Raw genomic sequence first — 18,861 nt, 5'->3', positions numbered from 1 at the left:
CTCTGCAATAAACATTAAAGGAGATAGTTATGAAAATCCTACAGTGGTTTCTTTTAATGTTTATATGCGTCCCCAATTTTGCTTACTCCGCGGACATACCTATTGTCTTTAAATTACGTGAGAATCTTAAACCGGCCAATGTTTACGTCACATTCTATAACTGCATCGACAGCTTAAGCTCTATTATCGGTACATATAATGGCCCAAGCGGCACGAATTTATCATTAGATACCACTCAATCATTCACAATGGCTGAAATCACAGGAAGTACGTCTATAGCGACAGGTGTCCCCGCAGGGGTTCCTGCTGTTATGATAAATCAATTCAAATCCGGTAGAATTTTCATTTCCTATAACTCCGAAATGAAAACATTCGGCTGCACACAGCCATCAACTGAACCTTCTTCAAATGATGCCAATTTAGGCATACGATTTCAGCTCATGGAACTCGACATCAGACTTGGAAACAGCACAAATAGCATTGCAACTCCTGTCATCAACACGAATCTTACATACATCGATTTTGCTTCAATTGCATTGTCCCTCACGGTTCAAAACGCGACAACCAGCGTAAGCAATAATCCATTACTGACAACAGTTACCAGCGAGACACTAACAGATATACTGGGTAAAACGGCTAAAAGTGCATACTCTACAGTTCAACCGTCTTCTTCAGATAGACTGCCAAGCAGTACGTTTACAAGAGTACTATCCCCTACTTCATCTGACATGTACGGTAAGTTTAATGACTGGACTCATTACCTTAAAACAACTTTGTATCAAGCTACAGATCCAGCTCATGGCAACAAACCGGTAAAAATAAGTGGTCTTTTCGGAGGAGTCGGAGGACAGCCTGCAAATGCCAATGGCGGAAGCGCCGCCAACTCAGCTCGGAATCAGACTCAAAGCTATGATTATTTAGTAACGTTTGATGCTAATGGAGATGCTACCATGAAGGCCCAAAGCGGATCTGGAAACGGATCTGCTACCGGAGTAGGTGCGAACAAGGGAGATGGAGTAGGAGAAGTTGATATCAGTATTACCTTTAATGCTCTTAATGCCGCAACTGGAATATACGGTAACAACCCTCCTTATAAATATGGAAGCACAACGACAACCGGAATTGAAAATGACTTTTATGGATGGGTTGTTGGAGATTTATTAGCCGGATTAAGCTGGGGATTTCCGGGAAGCGATGTTAAATTTAATGCCACATATGGCAACAACCTAGTTATAGGAAATATGACCAGCGTTGAATGGTATTGAGGTGTTGCAGGTGATGGTACAATTTATAGTGTACCTTTGTCTCCGGCTGGTAGGGGGTATACTTACCAAAAGGCACAACCCGGAAGCGATGAGAATTATCATATCTATGCGGCAGGGTTAAATGGAATAACAGGAGCCTATGGATTCGGTCTACAAGACCGTAATGGAGCAACACTTATCAATTTCAACAGGGTTGACCAGCCCAATGCCTACCTTGAGGTTGGTATAGATACCGAAGGTCAATCTGCTGTCCTGCCAAGTCCAACACAGGACGCTGGTGTAACAATAAAAGTCTCTGATTTTGTACCAAAGCAATTAACCCCAGTTGAAATTAATTCACAATATGGCTTAAATAATTTTACGACTCACACTTCCATATGTTCATTTAATGCTACAATAACACCCCAAGGATCATATGGAACTTTCATGATCGATACCAATGCCATACCTACCGGACCTGTTAACGGGCTGACATTCATGAAATTCTACTCCAACGGATCTTCTGCTAAATATAAGACATATGCTTCAGGTGGGCCTCAATACTCTGACGGGGTATGGTGGATTACAGATCTAGCAGGAAACCACAAAACTCTTACCGATCAACTGACTAAAGGCGAGCATTATTATATTCATTTTGTTATCAAAGATAATGGCGAATACGATGAAGATTCAACTTTGGGAAATATTACTGACCCCGTAGCGCTTGGAAGTTCATCTTCAGGGGGTACAGGTTGTACAGTGAATCCCGGAACCACCCTCAGTTATGAACTTACAATCTTCCTGATTATGACATTAGCCTTACTATGCATGCGTAAGTTTTATTTCAGACGCGAATAGTATTGTTATAATAAGATCCTGTGATAAATATAGCTATATTTATCACAGGATCTTATTGTACATAGGCTCAAAAAACATAATATTGTAAATTGGTAGAGATACTTAACAATATGATATAGTTCTGTTTTGCAGACCTCTTTGTTGCAAGAAATATTAAATAAGCACCAAATATTTATACGATCTTTTCCCCATATTCTGTAATCCAATTCTTATATATCCTGATCAATTCAGTATCTCTGTTATCCATTGCCCACGATAATACTTTCTGAGCTTGAGTGTTTAATGAAGTAGAAAGTGAATCAAAATTCATAATACTTTTTATCTTGCGCTCAGCGTGGCGAGTATACACAGCGTGGCCCAATTTCTCTGCAATTTCATATAACCTGCGCAGCCGTTCTATAGTTGGGAACAAATATGAGCCATAAAAAAGTATCTCAGCCATCTGCTCCATCCGGCTGTCAGCATCATAGATATCTGCAAGCTTATCATAACCGTTTTCCCACAACGGATATTCAGTCAGTGCAGCTGCAACTTCATCCCCTGCCCGCAAATGTTCTAATTCCGCCAATCTGGATGTATCATGATCACGAACTATCATTTCAAGACATGAAGTAAGCTCACAATAGTAACCATCCTCCATAGCCATTTTATGTAAATCAGGACGAAACCACCCTCCGCAACGCTCATTAATCAACTTGATATTATTACTGTCTGCCAGGTTTCGTCCAGGAGTCTGACTGGATAGATGATAGATAACACTTCTGTTCTCCTGAATAAGTACACCGCCAGACTTACGCATTCGACAACAAAGGTCTAAATCTTCAAATCCATTTACATACTCCGAAAAAAAACCTTCTAGATTATCAAAGACAAAAGCCGGGATCATCAAGGCGGCCGCACTTAAAGCCTGCAATTTACGATTTTTAAGTATTACAGGATGATTTCCCGGAAATAAGAAATATGGATGACGGACATTAAGGCCGCCATCAAAACCAACTCCAAGCGATTGAATCCTTTTATTCTCAGGAAACAGACAAAGAGGGCTGCAGGCCATAACCTTTGGATCATTTCTAAAGACCTCAAATAAAGAAACAAACCAACCATCGGTCAGCAAGGTATCGTTGTTTAAAAAAAACAACATTGATCCATTCGCTTTTTTAGCCCCTAAATTGCAGGCTGGACCGAAATTAATATTTTTTTCAAGCCGTATATAATGAAAATTATCACCAAAAAGATTACGCCCTAATCTGGAGCACTCCATATTCGTTTGATCTGTTGATCCATTATCGACAACAATAACTTCATAAAAACTTCCATTAGTATGATCTCGGATACTTCCAAGACAATCGCTGGTCAGTTTCCATAAATTAAGAACGGGGATGATAATTGAAAGATAAGGCTTCTTCATTGTGAGACTCAGTAAAAATTTGGATAACAAGGATAGACAACAAATACTTTATATAGAGTATTCATAGACTGACTTAATTACACTTTACAAGGACTGATCCTGCCACATTCTTAAGATAGACCGTTAATCCACAAGAAATGATTCTAACGGTCTATTTCACACCAAGCCAATTACGTTTTAAACGTATGGAAATGGAAAATGATTCGGTAACTATATTACTATACCTTCTCAATAATTTTCGCATCGCCACCGACAAAGGATATACTGTAACTATCGGAACTCTAGGTGACTTCAGAGTATTTATGTAACAGATCTTCACTTTTTTTCTATCAGCATGTATTGAAAGAAGAATCACCATAAAAAAAGGAGCTGTACAAATGGCCAGAAAAAATAGCTGCTCTTCGAAGATATTGAGTATTCTTGTAATACTAGTTGTCCTGTCTGCCATAACAAACAGCGTGGCAATGGTCATGGCAGCTGAGTCTAAAGCAGGCTCTGCAACTGATAATAAACGGATGACATTTGAAGACATGCTTCATGTTGTCAAGGCTGCAAGCTCCTCTTCACCTGAGTGGAATGGTCCTTTATCGGGCCCCTCCGGAAAGCATGATCAATATATAGCCATCATTTGTGAAGACTTGAAAAATGGAGGCATACTTCATGTTGCACAAGGAGTTCAGGAAGCTGCGTCCGTTATTAAATGGCGAGTGCAAGTATATGATGCAGAAGGGACACCACAGGGACGCAAAAAAGCTTTCGCAGACGCCCTGGCAAGTAATCCGGATGGCATTGCTCTGATTGGGGCAGATGCAAACGCAGTCAGTTCTGGTCTACAGCAGGCATATTCTAGAGAAATACCCGTCGTAGGCTGGCATGTAAGCCCCGTAGCAGGTCGTCTTCTTGAAGGACCGATAGTCATGAATATATCAACTGATCCGGCAGAAGTCGCCAAGATAACGGCACTTGCAGCAATCACTTCTTCACATGGCAAAGCGGGCGTCGTTATTTTTACTGATTCTAATTTTGCTATTGCCATGAAAAAAGCGAACATTATGGCAGACATTATAAAATCTTATCCCAGTTGCGAGTTATTGGAAATTGTAGATGTAGCCATTTCAAACAGCTCAGAAACAGTTCCAGATGTTGTGAAGACTTTACTCACCAAGTACGGAGATAGGTGGACATGCACCCTTGCTATCAACGACATTTACTTCGATTATGCTGTACCAACACTTATTGTAGATGAGACAAAATCGGACAAGTTAAACTTTCTTTCTGCTGGAGATGGCAGCAATGCTGCTTTTTTGCGAATTCAAACAGGAACTCTCCAAACCCATACTGTTGCAGAACCACTAAATATGCAAGGATGGCAGATAGTCGATGAATTAAATAGACTCATGAGCGGTGAAAATGTAACCGGATATATAGCCCCGCCACATTTGGTTACTACTGATAATGCACTTTCAGATGGAGGATCACAGTTCCTTTTTGACCCTGACAACGGTTATAAGGACATTTATAAAACGATTTGGAAAAGGTAAAAGAATGAAATTCATAAACCTACGATCGTTTTTTCCCAAAACACTACAAAGACAGTTTTTTATTGGAATCTTAAGTCTATCTTTGCTCATCTTAATTGGTGGAGTAACATCGATATTATCCTTACTCGAATCGTCTTCAATGGCTCGTATTCTTGCTGAAGAACAGCTTGAACAATTACAAGATTCCCAGAATTTAGTGCAACAAGTATCGCTTATTGCTCTTGAATCTCACATTATTTCAGGTGATTCTATTAATGAAGTTGAAAATGCTTATCAACGTTTGATGCCGCATATTGTTGAATTAGACCGGCTCACATCGAAACTAAGTAGGCTCGCTCATAATACTGATATTCTGACATTGCATCAGTCCTGCCAAAAACTAAGAAACTCAGCGTATATAGTAACATCTCTACGCACGCAGAAGCTACAGAAAAAAGAATTAAAATCCCACAAGAGTATCTTGAATAAATTTCAGAACATTCTTCATCAGCAGGTGGATACCATTCACACAGCTGCTAGCAGTATTTCTAAATCATCTACACAAAATTATCGTTCCAATATAGAAAGGCTTGCGAGGGTAACGCAAAACAACAGCAAGTTGGTATTTTTTCAGTTGATTTCGTGCTTAATGTTGGCATGGTTACTATCACATTTTTTCTTTGAGAAATATATTGTCACACGTTTAAAGACTGTAAGTAAATACCTACGTAATCCTGTTAACATACCTGTCTCGACTATGGTGCCTGTATATGGAGAGGATGAAATTGCTGAAATGGCTCGTTCCGTCGAACTTTTAATCGAAAATAGACGGCAACTTGTACTAGCACAGCAATCACTATCCCAAAGTGAAGCGATGCAAAGAGCAATCACTGATGCAGTGCAAAGTGCAGTTTTCCTTATTGACGACAAAGACACTATACAATTTGTTAATCCAGCAGCACAGACTATGTTTGGATATATAAAAGAGGAATTTATTGGTAAGAAACTGCACACGATGCTTGTGCCAAAGAAATATCAAGAAACTGCATCCAAAGGATTAGCCCACTTTAGCAAAACAGGAAAAGGCCCCGTTCTGGACAAAATGCAAGAAATGGTTGCGCTCCACAAAGATGGAAAAGAACTTACAACACTAGTCCATGTAGGAAAATTATGGAGAAATAAGGCATGGTGGGCTGTTGGTTCTGTTATTGATATAACAAAATTAAAAGAAATTCAGGCCGATCTCATAAAGAGCCAACAAGAGGCCATACAGACAGGCCGATTAGCTTCCATTGGTCATCTGGCAGCTGGTATGGCCCATGTAATAAATACGCCAGCTCAATATGTTGGTGACAATTTAATTTTTATTAACGATTCAATATCATCTATACGCTATGTATTTGAAGCTGCCCGAAATTTAGCTGAATCCTCACCCAAATCACAGGCAACAGATGCCTTCACAGAAGCATGCTCTAACGAGGAGATCCTGTATATTTTTGAAGAACTTCCTTCAGCCATCAGTCAATCTCAAGATGGAATGCGATATATCACAAAAATAGTCCAATCAATGAAAGCTTTTTCTCATCCAGGAAATAACCAAAAATCATTTGATGACATTAATAAAATTTTAGACGCAGTCATTACAATTACACATAATTCATACAAAGAAGTGGCTACCGTTGAAACTCACTTTGCGCCCGACATTCCCCTTATACTGTGCTGCGCAAGTGAAATACAGCAAGTTTTCTTAAACTTAATGATCAATGCGATTCAATCTATCCAAGACTCAAATAATAAAGAAAAAGAATTGGGAAAAATTGATATTTCGACAGTATCAAAAGACGACTTTGTCATAATCTCCGTAGCAGATACAGGAGACGGAGTTCCAGAAGAAATTCGTGATCGTATATTTGATCCATTCTACACGACTAAGCCTGTCGGGCAGGGAACGGGACAAGGCCTTAGTATTTGCTATGACATTGTTGTCAACAAACATAGTGGAACAATTGAAGTTGGAAATAATCCAGAATCAGGAGCAATATTTACAATTCAACTGCCGATAGAAGCGACAGATGATCATAAGAAATCAGATACAAAATAAAAATGACCGCTCATAGTTATGTAGCAGGATAATTTAACACTTCAGTCATAACTATCGACCTGGGATATTCATATCGCTCTTACGGAATCCACAGATATTTCTCCAAATCAATACGATTTGAAAGATCAAATTCAATGCCCTCTTGATCCAGAAGCTCCTTCTGTTCCTCGTATCCATGTCCAGGTTTTAAAGAAATACAGCCCTCACGATTAACTACTCTCTGCCACGGTAAATTCTCCTTTGCGGAATAAATATGCAGAACTCTTACCACCTGCCGTGCTCCACGAGAATTACCTGCCAATGCAGCAATTCCACCATACGTTGCAACTTTCCCTTTTGGGATTGCACGTACAACCTCAATAACCTGTGCAGTAAATATTTGCTTTGCCATCATTAATTTTTGTTAGATAAGTTTTTTAAATTTTAAAACGAAATGACATCAAATGATGTAAACAATGCTGACATCACAAAATAAACACACCCGTCTTAACTTCCATGCTCAAGAATTATTTATACATAAAATGATAAAGTTCAACCGCATATATTAGGTAGAGCCCTTTACAAAATAAAAAACATATTCAGCATATTTGCATGCCGAATTTATAATACAGCAATTTTTTACAAGACCGCATAAACGTATACAGATAGCTTGCATTGCAATAGTCTATATGCGAATCTTTTTTAGCGGTGAATATTATGAGCAAAGGCCAAATAAGATATCTCAGGCCCAAAGAAATTGAAGGTCTTGAGATTCAGGAAGTTATTAATTCCAACCACTCTTTCCCCAACCACACCCACGGATTTCACTCTGTAGGAGTAATGGAGTCAGGTGGGTGCTATTGTCGGCGCCCTGGCGCAGGCAGTTCATTCGTTCGCGGCGGAGAAATTGCGTTATTTAATCCCGGACTTGTCCACTCCGGTGTTCTTACAAATTCAGAAACTGAAATCACTTATCGTGTATTCAGCTTTGAAAATCCGCTCATAAAAAAAGCACTTCAAGATTTAGCAGAAAAAGACGGACTTCCAGAATTCAGTTCTGTAGTGATTGAAGACAAACTGACTACCGGAACTCTGATCCAGCTTGGACAAGTTGTTTCCGGTCAAAGCAGCCAACTGGCCCTTGATACAGCTCTGGCAAGAGCTGCCGCAGCCTTACTGACAAGGCACTGCGATACAACCTCAAAAGTACCGCGAACAAACGAACCAGCAGCCGTTAAGCAGGCTCGAGAGTACTTAAATGAAAATCTATCAAGCAAGATTTCACTGGACGAACTTTCAAAGGTGGCTGGATTATCACGATACCATCTACTAAGAGTATTTCGTAAAAATACTGGTCTGCCACCACACAGCTATCACCTTCAGCAACGTCTCGAACATGCTAAAAGACTTTTGCGCTCTGGACTTTCTTTTGCAGAAACAGCACTTCAAAGTGGATTCTCAGATCAAAGCCATTTTACTAATACATTCCGCAAATACACTGGGGCAACTCCATCTCAATATACAAATATCTAGCGAAAGGATCATGTATCAAATCTTGATATACTAATTTTTACCACCAGTTAGTTATTATTCCTGACATTAGCCATCGTTAAATACCATCAGAACCAGCCTGTCGATTGAATATTTTAATAACAGCAGAGAATATACTTATACAATCCAGCTCTAGTGATATTTTTGTTGAATACTTATCTACTTGTCCAAAGGCAGACAGCAATATTTTCCAAGACACATATTCAATAGTTTCATAACCATGCCCCTAAAGGTGAAAATATGATTAACGAAAGCTCAAAGACATCTTCAACCCTTATACCTATTGCGGCAATTCTAGGAGCTGTATTGCTCTGGGGGAGTGCATTTGCCGCTATGAAGTATCTTGTCAACTTCCTTAATCCATGGGCGGTAATGTGGATACGCACAGGCATAGCGACATTAATTCTAACCCCATTCACCGCAAAAATGTATTCACCTATAAGAGGTGGAAAAGACCGCAAGGCTCTGGCTCTTATGGCTTTCTTTATGCCATGCCTGTATTTTTTATTTGAATCATATGCTCTAACATACACATCCGCTACTCAGGCAGGACTAATCTCAGCATCATTACCTCTTATGGTCGCAGTTGGCGCAGGTATTTTTTTTAAAGAAAGGACAACAATTGCAGGCTGGGCTGGACTTGCTCTTTCAATGCTTGGAGTTGCAGCACTGACTATGAGCGGAAATCCTTCGGCAAATGCAAATAATCCAGCTTTAGGTAATTTTCTTGAACTTTTAGCTATGTGCTGCGCTGCAGGATATATGCTTCTGGTTAAAAGACTCTCTGCCAGCTATGGCCCATGGACACTTACTGCAGTTCAAAATGCTGCTGGGTGCGTATTCTTTCTTCCGGGGCTATATCTTTTAATCCGTGATGGAATCGGTGCAGATCCCATGCATACGCTGGCTATAGCTGGTTACCTCGGAGCATTTGTAACCCTCGGAGCATTTGGGTTGTATAATGTTGGAATGAGCAGACTTCCGGCAGGAAAAGCTTCTGCATTCATTAACCTGGTACCGGCAATTGCTGCTTTTTTTGGATGGGCTATACTGGATGAGACTCTGACTTTCACTCAAATAATTGCCTCGGGAATCATCTTTGCGGGGGTCGGATTGGCCCAGCGTGGTGACAAAATCAACATCAAAACTAATCCACTATCTTTTTTACGGAAAAAACCCCGCTTCGACTAGAAAGATAAACTACCGTATATTACAGTAAAACATATAGCCTTTAAACACCCATGTTTAAAGGCTTTTTCATTTCTACTATATTCAGGTTGAATAACTTTTCACGCATTTAACCTATTATCCAATCTTTTATTATACTCTGATAGATAATTTATCTCTAAAGACAAGGCTTTTGGTTTTGAACATCTAATGATATTTAATTAAAAGTAACGGGTTTGGTTCTCACTATTTCAAAATTGACAGTCCCAATTATTAAATTAATATCACTAAAGTTAGAGTGGATAATGAAAAAATATATTTCTGCAATTCTGATAACCGTCATTCTTGCTGGTACAGCCTACGCTTCGCCGCTGACTGTGGGATTTGTCACGGGGTCACCAGGTCTGGGCGACCTGTCATACAACGACATGAGTTACGGTGGAGTGAGAAAAGCCCAGCAAGAATTCAAATTTAAACTAATTATTCTTGAACCTGAAAAGAATGGCGAAACCACTGAAAAAGATTTTCTAAAGCTGATAAAACAATGTGATGCAGTTATCTTGATAGGTATACAACATGCTCAACTTGTAAAGACTCTCGCACCTAAATTTCCTGAAAAGAAATTTATTCTTCTTGAGATACCGCTTAATAAAATACCAAATGTTTCTTCAGTAGAATTTAAGCAGGAGGAAGGCTCCTTTCTGGCAGGAGCACTTGCTGCTTACATGAGTAAGACTGGGAAAATAGGATTCATCGGCGGGACACCTGTACCTCCTGTCTTAAAGTTTCAGAAAGGATATGTACAAGGGGCCAAGTTCGCAGTTCCTGATATAGACATTGAAATTTCTTACGTCTCTCCTATTGGAGATTTTTCCGGTTTTAACGCACCGGATAAAGGGAATGCAATTGCTATGAATCAGTACGCTGACGGAGCAGATATTATTTTCACAGTAGCAGGCCTGACAGGTAACGGTGTAATTGAAGCAGCACGGCGTAACGGAAAATATGCTATAGGTGTTGACTCTGATCAAGATTCTCTGGCCAAAGGATTTGTGCTGACAAGCATGATAAAAAAACTTGATATGGCCTGTTATGAAGAGCTTAAAGCCCTGATGAAAAATCGCTTTAATGCAGGTCCATCTTTTTACGGACTAAAAGAGAACGGTGTCGGATTAAGTAAGATGAAATACACCCGTGATAAAATATCTGATCAAATATTAAACAACATAAGCATCATAAAAAATAAGATTATCAATGGGAAAATCACAATTGATTTAAAAACAGACACCCCATCACATAATTCACTAAAATAATAATCACTGAATTTAAAATATACAATTAATCCATATGAAAAACAGTTTACGGTTAAAAATATCATTAGGGACCGGCATAGTTCTTATTATATTCTTTTTTATTCTTGGGTACTATATCGTAGAAACTCAAAAAAGATTGTTGAAAAGCAACCTCTACGAGAATGGAAATGCAATTGCAGCTCTTGCAGCAAGATCATGTGCGGAATATCTTCCCCGGTTCAGTTTCTTCTTAGTGGAAGACCTTGCTTTATCGATAGAACAGTCACCCCAAGTAGCTTTTTGTGAAGTATTTGATCAAGGAGGCACCTCACTTCTTCAGTCTGGAAATATATTTTCCAAAGTACATACGGTAAAAAACAGACCTACATACTCTGACAATATCATGATCGTCTCACATCCGATCGTTGTCGATAATGAGAATATTGGGCGAGTTGAGATCGGCATTAAGCTTGAAAAAGTAAAAAAAGAAATCAGGGACAAAACTATAAGCCTGATTATTCTGTTCAGTGCGTGCATGCTTTGCACCATTATAGTTCTTGATGCCTTCTTCCAGCGTATTCTTATTTCTCCGATACGACTTCTTGCAAACAGTACTCGAAAAATTGCCCGCCGAGAGTTTGTAACAGTTGATATAGGAGAAAGGATGGATGAAATCGGGATACTTGCCCTGAATTTCAACCATATGAGCAAAAAATTGCAAAGCCTATACAAACACCTTGAAGTGAATGTGCAAGAGCGGACATTTGAATTGGAAGCAGCTAATGAGCAGTTAGTTAAAGCCATTGCAAAATCAGAAGCCATGGCCGTTGAGGCCGCAAAAGGAACTATTGCAAAATCCCAATTTTTAGCAGCAATGAGTCACGAGATAAGAACTCCGATGAATGCTATTCTCGGCATGGCAAGCATACTGGCTGAATCTGGCCTTGATAGAGAACAGCTAAGAATAGTTGGAATATTGCAGGAATCAGGAGATGCTTTACTACATCTAATAAATGAAATTCTTGATCTTAGTAAAATAGAGTCTGGCAAATTTGCTTTTGAAAATAAAACAATCGATCTAGACCACATTATAGGTAAAGCATTTAAAGTTACAGCTCATGCAGGGCACAGCAAGGGGCTTGAATTGGCATACACCATCAACAGCGATGTTCCAACGCAAGTATCAGGCGACCCATCAAGACTTCAACAGATATTTGTAAATCTCATTGGAAATGCCATTAAATTTACAGAACGAGGATTTGTAGTCGTTGAGACTTCAATCAATAAGACTGCAAGCCAGAATTCTGAAAATCAAATATTTGTTCACTTTGAGGTTAAAGACAGCGGGATAGGAATCCCTGAAGACAAGGTTGAGGCTATATTCGATCAATTCACGCAAGCCGACTCCTCCACAACCAGAAAATATGGTGGCACAGGATTGGGACTTTCTATCTGCAGATCACTTTGTGAGGCTATGCAAGGCAAAATATGGATTGAAAGTCAAAAAGGATTCGGTACTACCGTGTATATGGAAATTCCATTTACAATAGTTCAGAATAACTTTGATAATAAATCCACACTCAAAAATAAATCAATTCTACTCATTAACGATCAAGATTACTCAAGACTGTCACTTGCCACCAGATTGAAGACACGGGTAAAAACAGTTGATAAAGCAGAAAACATAGATGTCGCTAGATCTTTGATTGGTGGCAGCATAAAACAAGGCTCTCCGTATGACCTTTATCTTATCAAGGATTCAATTCACGGATGGTCCTGGCAGCAGACAGTGTCATCGTTAGTAAGTTTGAATGTCCCGGAAGAACTTATAGTATTGCTGACAACAGTAGGACATGACTATATTGATAACTTTAAAGGCTGTGTACAATTGTGTCCGCTAAATATGCTCAATCTTGAGAGTTGTGCGAAAGAAGTCTTTAACAGCACAGACAGCTCAAAGGAGACTCCGGACAATAAAATATACGACAAAACGCTTAAAGTCCGGTCACTTAATATACTCCTGATTGAAGACAATAAGGCAAATTGCATGCTGATTAAAATGTTTTTAAAAGATCTGCCTCATAATCTGAGCATTGCCCATAATGGAGAAGAAGGCTTCAAAAAAGTTCAGAATTTACATTTTGATATAATCTTCATGGACATTGAGATGCCTATTATGGATGGCTATGAATGTACGCGCAGAATCAGGGAATGGGAAAAAGATAAGTTCTTCGATCCTTGTATAATTGTAGCTCTTACAGCTCATGCGTTAACTGAAGCTAAGGAAAAAATTCTTGCTGCTGGCTGTGACTCATTCTTAACCAAGCCGATATCAAAAGATAAACTGCTATCAACAATCATGGAAATTAATTAGACTTCTCTAGAATTCAATATCAATTGCCGTATATGACTCTCTTAAAAACAGAAAGGCCGCATCATCTGACGCGGCCCTGATAACTGCTGACAATTCAGTTTCAAGAAGTCTGATTTACGACCTTTCTGAGGGTGGAATGGTAATTCCTGTGAGGTCCGTACTAGTTAAGGACGGATATTTTCTGGGCTTCGATTCCGGCGAAAACGAGGTCCTGCTCGACCCGGCCTTCAATCTCAATCTCAGCAGTAGTATCAGCAGGGAGGGATCCCGCTTTAGGGCTGAGGTCAATAATGATTTCGCCAGTCTTGTCCTGAAATACGTATTTATTGTCGTTGATCTTTCTTACGATATGACCTTTAACGACAGCCTTTGTATCTGCCCCGGAAACTCTTGCTTCGGCAACGGTTGTTACATCGTTGGATTTAAAATCAATAGTTTCAGAAGTTGCTGCTGCAGCCACAATCACGAGTAGTAATAAAAAAAGAACACTCATTTTTTTCATCTCTGCTACCTGTTCCATTTAGAATGGAAGTAAAATTTTAAAAAATATTATAAATTATCTTTTGATTCCTGACTAAAAACTTTCGGCTACTAACTTTCCCCGAATTTATATCTCGAAGTTTGTGTTGATCCGTTAATCAGTTAATATCCAGCTTCATTTGATTATGCAATCAAAAAAAGAGGTAGATTGTGAAATTTATTACAATCTAGTATTTAACTACTCTAATTACTTATAAATATTTTTTTCACATACTCTGACCAGCTCAGACGCATAACTACCTACTGTTTCGTGTTACTATTTTTCAGACTATTTAATGTCCAACCGCACATTATAAGCAATTATTCAATACCAATTTAGTATGAATAAAACTCAAATTTCAAATTACATCAAAAATCACGAATAAAATTCATAAAAATATTCTTTTTTATGAATTAAAGACGATAAAAACACTATTATACGGACTTACAATTCTGTTATTTCATTCACAAAGATATTTCTTTATATCTAAACTTATTTAAGTTAAAGACTTTTACCTATCATAAAGACTGATAATAAAAATTAACATCAAAAATCACTTCTTATCTATGAACAGCTCAGAACTTCTCGATATAATATATGCTGACCGCAAGATTGTCGTTGTCAACAAGCCCAGCGGACTTCTATCTGTACCCGGACGCGGCCCAGAAAATCAGGATTGTGTTGTGACCAGAGTGCAACAAATGTTCCCTGAGTGCCGAAAATTCCCCACTGTTCATAGACTCGATATGGATACATCCGGCCTGCTGGTACTAGGACTTACAGCCAGAGCTGTGCGCGAATTAGTGGATCAGTTCCAAAAAAGACTTGTTAAGAAACGTTACGAAGCATTACTTGAGGGTATTGTAAAAGAAGACGAAGGAGTTATCGAGATGGCTTTCCGTCTTGATCCATTTAATCGCCCGTATCAGGTCTATGATCCGATACATGGAAAACTTGGTATTACCCACTGGCGTAAGCTGGGTATTGAAAACGGACTAACCAGAATAGAATTCACACCACATACAGGCCGAACCCATCAGCTGAGAGTTCACTCGGCACATCCTCAAGGGTTAGGATATCCTATTGTTGGAGACAGGCTGTATGGTTCAGGAACAGCCCCGGGACAGCTTAAACTGCATGCACGCTACTTATCATTTACACATCCTAAAACCAATGAGGTCATGGAGTTTGATATTCCACCGCTGTTCTAAACTATACCCTTAAAACAGCATCTTTATTTGTTTTCTGCATTCAAAACACCGCAAATAAAATCACCTTTGGCCTGAGTATATTTTATGCGGTCTTTCGAATACTCTTGTGAAAGCCTTATTTTTAATGCTCCATATTCGGCTGCAATAGCCTGATTTGACCTGAGTATATCCCGAAATCGTAATTCATTATTCTTGAAACCAGCCTTCACAAAATGCAAATGATGTGTCCTTGATCCGCGTCCATCACGTTTAATACACCATGTAAAATATGGAGGTACATTCTCATTGCCTAATGGCCGCCAGAAACAATCATATCCCTGCGGCTCTAGGACTTTTGGAATAATGATTCTACCCAGCTCTTCATCGTAAATTTCAATAACCATATCAACTATGGATTTAGCTGCAAGACCTGGTACAGCAGTAGACCCGAAATGTTCAATCCGGATGATTAAGTCTTCAGGCATACATTCATAGATATGTTGTTTTTCATGTTCAAAAAGATTGACCCAGCATGGATTATAAGCCTCAATTTCAACAGATTCTGCTGTTACACGCTTTATTTTTTCGTGAAGAGTCTCATTTATCATAAATCGACTAATGCCTTATAAAGATTTTTAAGGAACTATCCGCCTGCCCAGTATTGAAAGGCTATACTCTTCGCCATCCATTTCTGCGATATATGGCAGCCTGCCCCATTCTTCAAATCCAAATTTTTTGAACAACCCAATGCTCAATTCATTATGCGAAAAAATATAACCAACGACTGTTTTAAGTCCAAGTTTAGGAGTCAGCTCTATTGCTTCCTGCATAAGTCTTGTACCTACTCCATTTGAACAGTGAGCAGGATCAATATAAATACTTATTTCAGCTGTATAATCATAAGCAGGTCGCCCATAAAAAGATTCAAAACTTAACCAGCCGATAATTTGACCGCCTTCCTCATGAACTAAAAGAGGTCTTTTACCGGGAACATGTTTTTCAAACCACTCCCGTTTTTCCTCAACGCTCACTTTATCAGTATCTGCTGTCGCAAAACGGGTCGGGACCGCAGCATTATATATTTCTACGATACGAGATAAATCAATTCTCTCAGCGTCTCTCATTTCTTATTCTCCAAGCATTTATCCAATTCAAGCATAAATTAATTCTGATAAATCCTGTCATAGATGTCTACAAAAACAAGATGGCTGCCTGATTAAATCAGGCAGCCATCTCTATTTTAACTCTGAAACTGAATGCATTGGTAGGTACTGCGCTCAACTTCTATTATTTATATTATATATAATTAACCCAAAGGACTGTTCTCCACTAAATTCCAAATACCGCAAGGGCAGACATTAGCACAGAAGCCGCAGCCTATACATTTATCAGAATTAACAGCCATTTCAAAATCTTTGCCTTCAAGTGTCTTGCGAGAAATTGCAGTCTGCGGACAAACTGTTTCGCAAAGTCCGCAATCTCTACACGATCCACAGGATGAACATTCCTCAGCACACTGCTTCATGTCTGAGAACTCGGTAAGGCGAGGATCAAAATACTCCAGAGTCATTCTATTGTAATCAATTACCTCTTTAGCCTCAGCTGCCGGACGTTTTCCTGTGAAAATTTCGTCCAGAGTTTCAGCGGCATGACGACCATGACCGATGGCATGAGTCAACAGCCCGGGGCGTACAGCATCACCGATGGCGTATACACCGGGATCGGTAGTCTGATAATCTTCATTAACCACGATATGACCACGATCAAGAGCAATTGTGTCGGGCAGAAAATCAATATCAGGAGTATCACCGATAGACATAATAACTGTGTCAGCAGGCAAAACCTCGCCGGATTTTAGCAAAACACCTTCAGCGGTAATTTCCTGAGTGAAGCAGGGATAGCGGAATTTAGCTCCTGCTTTTTCTGCTTCATCCCTTTCTTTACCAAAAGCAGCAGGCTTTTGAATATCTATCAGTAGAATATCTTTAGCGCCCAAACGACCGCACTCAGTTGCCACGTCACAACCTACGTTACCAGCACCAATGATGACAACGCGCTCACCGACCTCAGCTTTACCTTTCATAACATCTTTAAGAAAGGTTAAAGCAGGCTTGAGACGTTCATGCCCCGGGATAGGTATAATACGTGGTTTCTGAGCACCAATCGCAAGTACTACAGCATCATTATTCTGCTTAAGCTCAGCAAAATCAGCAGCTGTAAGTTTTTTCTGCATATGAACATGAGGAATGACCTTTGCTACACGTTCAAGTTCTGCATCAACAACTTCTTTAGGGATACGGCTGGCAGGAATAGCGGATGAAATTTTACCACCCAGTTTCTCAGACATATCGTAGATAACAGCTTCATGGCCCTTCCTGCGAATCTGCCATGCAACAGAAATACCTGCTGCCCCACCGCCGATAACAGCAACTTTCTTGCCGGAAAGAGGCGGTAATTTGGGTGCAGGACTTTTCACGCCTTCACGTCCGAGCTTAGTGATATCCACGGAGAGCATTTCCTTAACCCCGCGGGTACATCCGTCCATGCACAGATTAGGACAAAGATAACCACACACTGTTGCCGGAAAAGGAGTGTAAGCCAGAGCGAGATCAACAGCTTCATCAACCAGACCGTCTCTAACAAGCTGCCAGCGTTTTTGAACCGGCATTCCTGTAGGACAAGATGACTGACATGGAGCCTGATATTTGCGATTTTCCCACACAGGAACAAATCTTCTGAGTTCTCCATTTGTAATAAGCGGAATAGGAGAACGATCAAGATCAGTAAGATCCCCGATAAGACCTCCCTGTCCAAGCTCGTTATCCCAAACATCAGAACGGAACTTAGACATGGAAAGACGAACTTTACCAGTCTTTTCAAAAGGAGTCTTGGCCCGGATAAGCTGCCATTCTTTTCTGTCCGTAAGAAGATCAAAAAGTTCTGATTTACCAATCTTAGCAAGATTTTCTTTAAGATTTTCTGTCAGCCATTCCCAATCAGCATCGCTTATCGGGGCAAGAATAGAGTCAGCAGTGGAAAATTCTCCATGCGGTCCACGGACAAAAATACGTCCGCCAACCATTCCAACACAGGGACGGAAACCGAGAACATTCTCCGTGTCCTGAGGATCATATCCACAGACAACGGCAGTACCCCCGGCCATAAATTCTGCAAAATAGTCACCTACAGAACCGAGTACCCAGAGCTCAGGAGGCTCAAAACGAGGGTTGGTTTTAGTCATGGTCATTGCGCGGGCACCTAAATCTCCCCCGATAATAACCTTGCCCTGCGCCATGGCGTTACAGGCTCCGTTGGAGCCATTGCCATGCACAATGATTTCAGCTCCCGCATTCAGCCAGCCAACATCATCGGAAACAGAGCCGTAAACGTTGATAACTGTTCCGGGGAATCCTTTTGAACCAAGACGTTGACCAGATGTTCCGATCACATCAATTTCAATAGGCTCTTCTTTTGAAATCCATAATCTTCCGCCAATGCCATGTTGACCCATGGCGTCTATTTCAAGCCTGCGGGCTCCATCTGCCACCGCTTTTTGAATCCGCTCCTCAAGGATACGGGATTCAACACGGGCGCCTTCTTCGAGGCCGCTTATGCATATTTTTTCTGTTGCCATTTTTTTTATCTCCCTGTCTTGAC

General features: G+C 40.0%; 15 protein-coding genes. 9 read left to right on the top strand and 6 right to left on the bottom strand.

The annotated features are described in order from the left end of the window. The first annotated feature begins 29 nt into the window (after positions 1-29). Positions 30-1,265 (top strand): beta-1,3-glucanase family protein, encoded by a 1,236-nt coding sequence (locus H589_RS0118400; protein WP_027723386.1) that lies wholly within the window; start codon positions 30-32, stop codon positions 1,263-1,265. A 36-nt stretch (positions 1,266-1,301) separates the two neighbouring features. Further along, entirely contained in the window at positions 1,302-2,102 is an 801-nt protein-coding gene (locus tag H589_RS0118395; protein WP_027723385.1) for a hypothetical protein, read from the top strand. Positions 2,103-2,274: 172 nt separating this feature from the next. On the opposite strand, the gene H589_RS20150 is transcribed toward H589_RS0118395, so the two are convergent. Continuing rightward, positions 2,275-3,510 carry a glycosyltransferase family 2 protein gene (locus H589_RS20150; RefSeq protein ID WP_051249826.1) on the bottom strand — a complete coding sequence of 412 codons (1,236 nt, stop codon included), beginning with the start codon at positions 3,508-3,510 and terminating at the stop codon, positions 2,275-2,277. Between the two features lie 377 nt (positions 3,511-3,887). Between H589_RS20150 and H589_RS0118385 the strand changes: the two genes are divergently transcribed. Together H589_RS0118385 and H589_RS20595 are read left to right on the top strand one after the other, a co-directional pair. Continuing rightward, the gene (locus H589_RS0118385) at positions 3,888-5,051 is read left to right on the top strand and encodes a substrate-binding domain-containing protein (protein ID WP_027723384.1); all 1,164 of its coding nucleotides are present in this window, start codon (positions 3,888-3,890) and stop codon (positions 5,049-5,051) included. Positions 5,052-5,190: 139 nt separating this feature from the next. Further along, positions 5,191-7,131: a PAS domain-containing sensor histidine kinase gene (locus tag H589_RS20595; RefSeq protein ID WP_169433133.1), complete on the top strand. Its 1,941-nt coding sequence runs from the start codon at positions 5,191-5,193 to the stop codon at positions 7,129-7,131. A 79-nt stretch (positions 7,132-7,210) separates the two neighbouring features. Here H589_RS20595 and H589_RS0118375 read toward each other — a convergent pair whose 3' ends face one another. Further along, entirely contained in the window at positions 7,211-7,522 is a 312-nt protein-coding gene (locus H589_RS0118375) for an MGMT family protein (protein ID WP_027723383.1), read from the bottom strand. Between the two features lie 305 nt (positions 7,523-7,827). On the opposite strand from H589_RS0118375, the gene H589_RS0118370 reads away from it, so the two are divergent. The 4 genes from H589_RS0118370 (at position 7,828) to H589_RS0118355 (ending at position 13,494) form a co-directional block, all read left to right on the top strand. Then, positions 7,828-8,643 (top strand): helix-turn-helix domain-containing protein, encoded by an 816-nt coding sequence (locus H589_RS0118370; RefSeq protein WP_027723382.1) that lies wholly within the window; start codon positions 7,828-7,830, stop codon positions 8,641-8,643. 258 nt (positions 8,644-8,901) lie between these two features. Next, positions 8,902-9,852 (top strand): DMT family transporter, encoded by a 951-nt coding sequence (locus tag H589_RS0118365; protein WP_027723381.1) that lies wholly within the window; start codon positions 8,902-8,904, stop codon positions 9,850-9,852. Positions 9,853-10,133: 281 nt separating this feature from the next. Then, a complete protein-coding gene (locus H589_RS20140; RefSeq protein WP_035076724.1) occupies positions 10,134-11,141 on the top strand; it encodes a BMP family lipoprotein in 1,008 nt (335 codons plus the stop codon). Positions 11,142-11,175: 34 nt separating this feature from the next. Next, on the top strand, positions 11,176-13,494 hold the full coding sequence (locus H589_RS0118355; protein WP_027723380.1) for an ATP-binding protein: 2,319 nt from the start codon (positions 11,176-11,178) through the stop codon (positions 13,492-13,494). A gap of 160 nt (positions 13,495-13,654) precedes the next feature. Here the strand turns inward: H589_RS0118355 and H589_RS0118350 are convergent, their stop codons facing one another. Continuing rightward, positions 13,655-13,987, bottom strand: a complete 333-nt coding sequence (locus H589_RS0118350; RefSeq protein ID WP_027723379.1) for a NirD/YgiW/YdeI family stress tolerance protein — start codon at positions 13,985-13,987, stop codon at positions 13,655-13,657. A 593-nt stretch (positions 13,988-14,580) separates the two neighbouring features. On the opposite strand from H589_RS0118350, the gene H589_RS0118345 reads away from it, so the two are divergent. Then, positions 14,581-15,225: an RluA family pseudouridine synthase gene (locus H589_RS0118345; RefSeq protein WP_027723378.1), complete on the top strand. Its 645-nt coding sequence runs from the start codon at positions 14,581-14,583 to the stop codon at positions 15,223-15,225. Between the two features lie 23 nt (positions 15,226-15,248). On the opposite strand, the gene H589_RS0118340 is transcribed toward H589_RS0118345, so the two are convergent. The 3 genes from H589_RS0118340 to H589_RS0118330 form a co-directional block, all read right to left on the bottom strand. Continuing rightward, positions 15,249-15,812 carry a GrpB family protein gene (locus H589_RS0118340; RefSeq protein WP_027723377.1) on the bottom strand — a complete coding sequence of 188 codons (564 nt, stop codon included), beginning with the start codon at positions 15,810-15,812 and terminating at the stop codon, positions 15,249-15,251. A gap of 27 nt (positions 15,813-15,839) precedes the next feature. Further along, positions 15,840-16,328, bottom strand: coding sequence for a GNAT family N-acetyltransferase (locus H589_RS0118335; protein WP_027723376.1), 489 nt, complete (start codon positions 16,326-16,328; stop codon positions 15,840-15,842). Between the two features lie 182 nt (positions 16,329-16,510). Continuing rightward, on the bottom strand, positions 16,511-18,838 hold the full coding sequence (locus H589_RS0118330) for an FAD-dependent oxidoreductase (protein ID WP_027723375.1): 2,328 nt from the start codon (positions 18,836-18,838) through the stop codon (positions 16,511-16,513). Positions 18,839-18,861: the final 23 nt, after the last annotated feature.

The organism is Maridesulfovibrio zosterae DSM 11974, from assembly GCF_000425265.1.
GTDB classification, from domain to species: domain Bacteria; phylum Desulfobacterota; class Desulfovibrionia; order Desulfovibrionales; family Desulfovibrionaceae; genus Maridesulfovibrio; species Maridesulfovibrio zosterae.
The sequence above is the reverse complement of the archived record's forward strand: the minus strand, read 5'-3'. Positions and strand labels throughout refer to the sequence as shown.

What these genes read in the sequence shown, in the direction of transcription:
- H589_RS0118400 (WP_027723386.1), top strand. Translation starts at nt 30, where the DNA reads ATGAAAATCCTACAGTGGTTTCTTTTAATGTTTATATGCGTCCCCAAT.
- H589_RS20150 (WP_051249826.1), bottom strand. Translation starts at nt 3,510, where the DNA reads ATGAAGAAGCCTTATCTTTCAATTATCATCCCCGTTCTTAATTTATGG.
- H589_RS0118385 (WP_027723384.1), top strand. Translation starts at nt 3,888, where the DNA reads ATGGCCAGAAAAAATAGCTGCTCTTCGAAGATATTGAGTATTCTTGTA.
- H589_RS20595 (WP_169433133.1), top strand. Translation starts at nt 5,191, where the DNA reads ATGGCTCGTATTCTTGCTGAAGAACAGCTTGAACAATTACAAGATTCC.
- H589_RS0118375 (WP_027723383.1), bottom strand. Translation starts at nt 7,522, where the DNA reads ATGGCAAAGCAAATATTTACTGCACAGGTTATTGAGGTTGTACGTGCA.
- H589_RS0118370 (WP_027723382.1), top strand. Translation starts at nt 7,828, where the DNA reads ATGAGCAAAGGCCAAATAAGATATCTCAGGCCCAAAGAAATTGAAGGT.
- H589_RS0118365 (WP_027723381.1), top strand. Translation starts at nt 8,902, where the DNA reads ATGATTAACGAAAGCTCAAAGACATCTTCAACCCTTATACCTATTGCG.
- H589_RS20140 (WP_035076724.1), top strand. Translation starts at nt 10,134, where the DNA reads ATGAAAAAATATATTTCTGCAATTCTGATAACCGTCATTCTTGCTGGT.
- H589_RS0118355 (WP_027723380.1), top strand. Translation starts at nt 11,176, where the DNA reads ATGAAAAACAGTTTACGGTTAAAAATATCATTAGGGACCGGCATAGTT.
- H589_RS0118350 (WP_027723379.1), bottom strand. Translation starts at nt 13,987, where the DNA reads ATGAGTGTTCTTTTTTTATTACTACTCGTGATTGTGGCTGCAGCAGCA.
- H589_RS0118345 (WP_027723378.1), top strand. Translation starts at nt 14,581, where the DNA reads ATGAACAGCTCAGAACTTCTCGATATAATATATGCTGACCGCAAGATT.
- H589_RS0118340 (WP_027723377.1), bottom strand. Translation starts at nt 15,812, where the DNA reads ATGATAAATGAGACTCTTCACGAAAAAATAAAGCGTGTAACAGCAGAA.
- H589_RS0118335 (WP_027723376.1), bottom strand. Translation starts at nt 16,328, where the DNA reads ATGAGAGACGCTGAGAGAATTGATTTATCTCGTATCGTAGAAATATAT.
- H589_RS0118330 (WP_027723375.1), bottom strand. Translation starts at nt 18,838, where the DNA reads ATGGCAACAGAAAAAATATGCATAAGCGGCCTCGAAGAAGGCGCCCGT.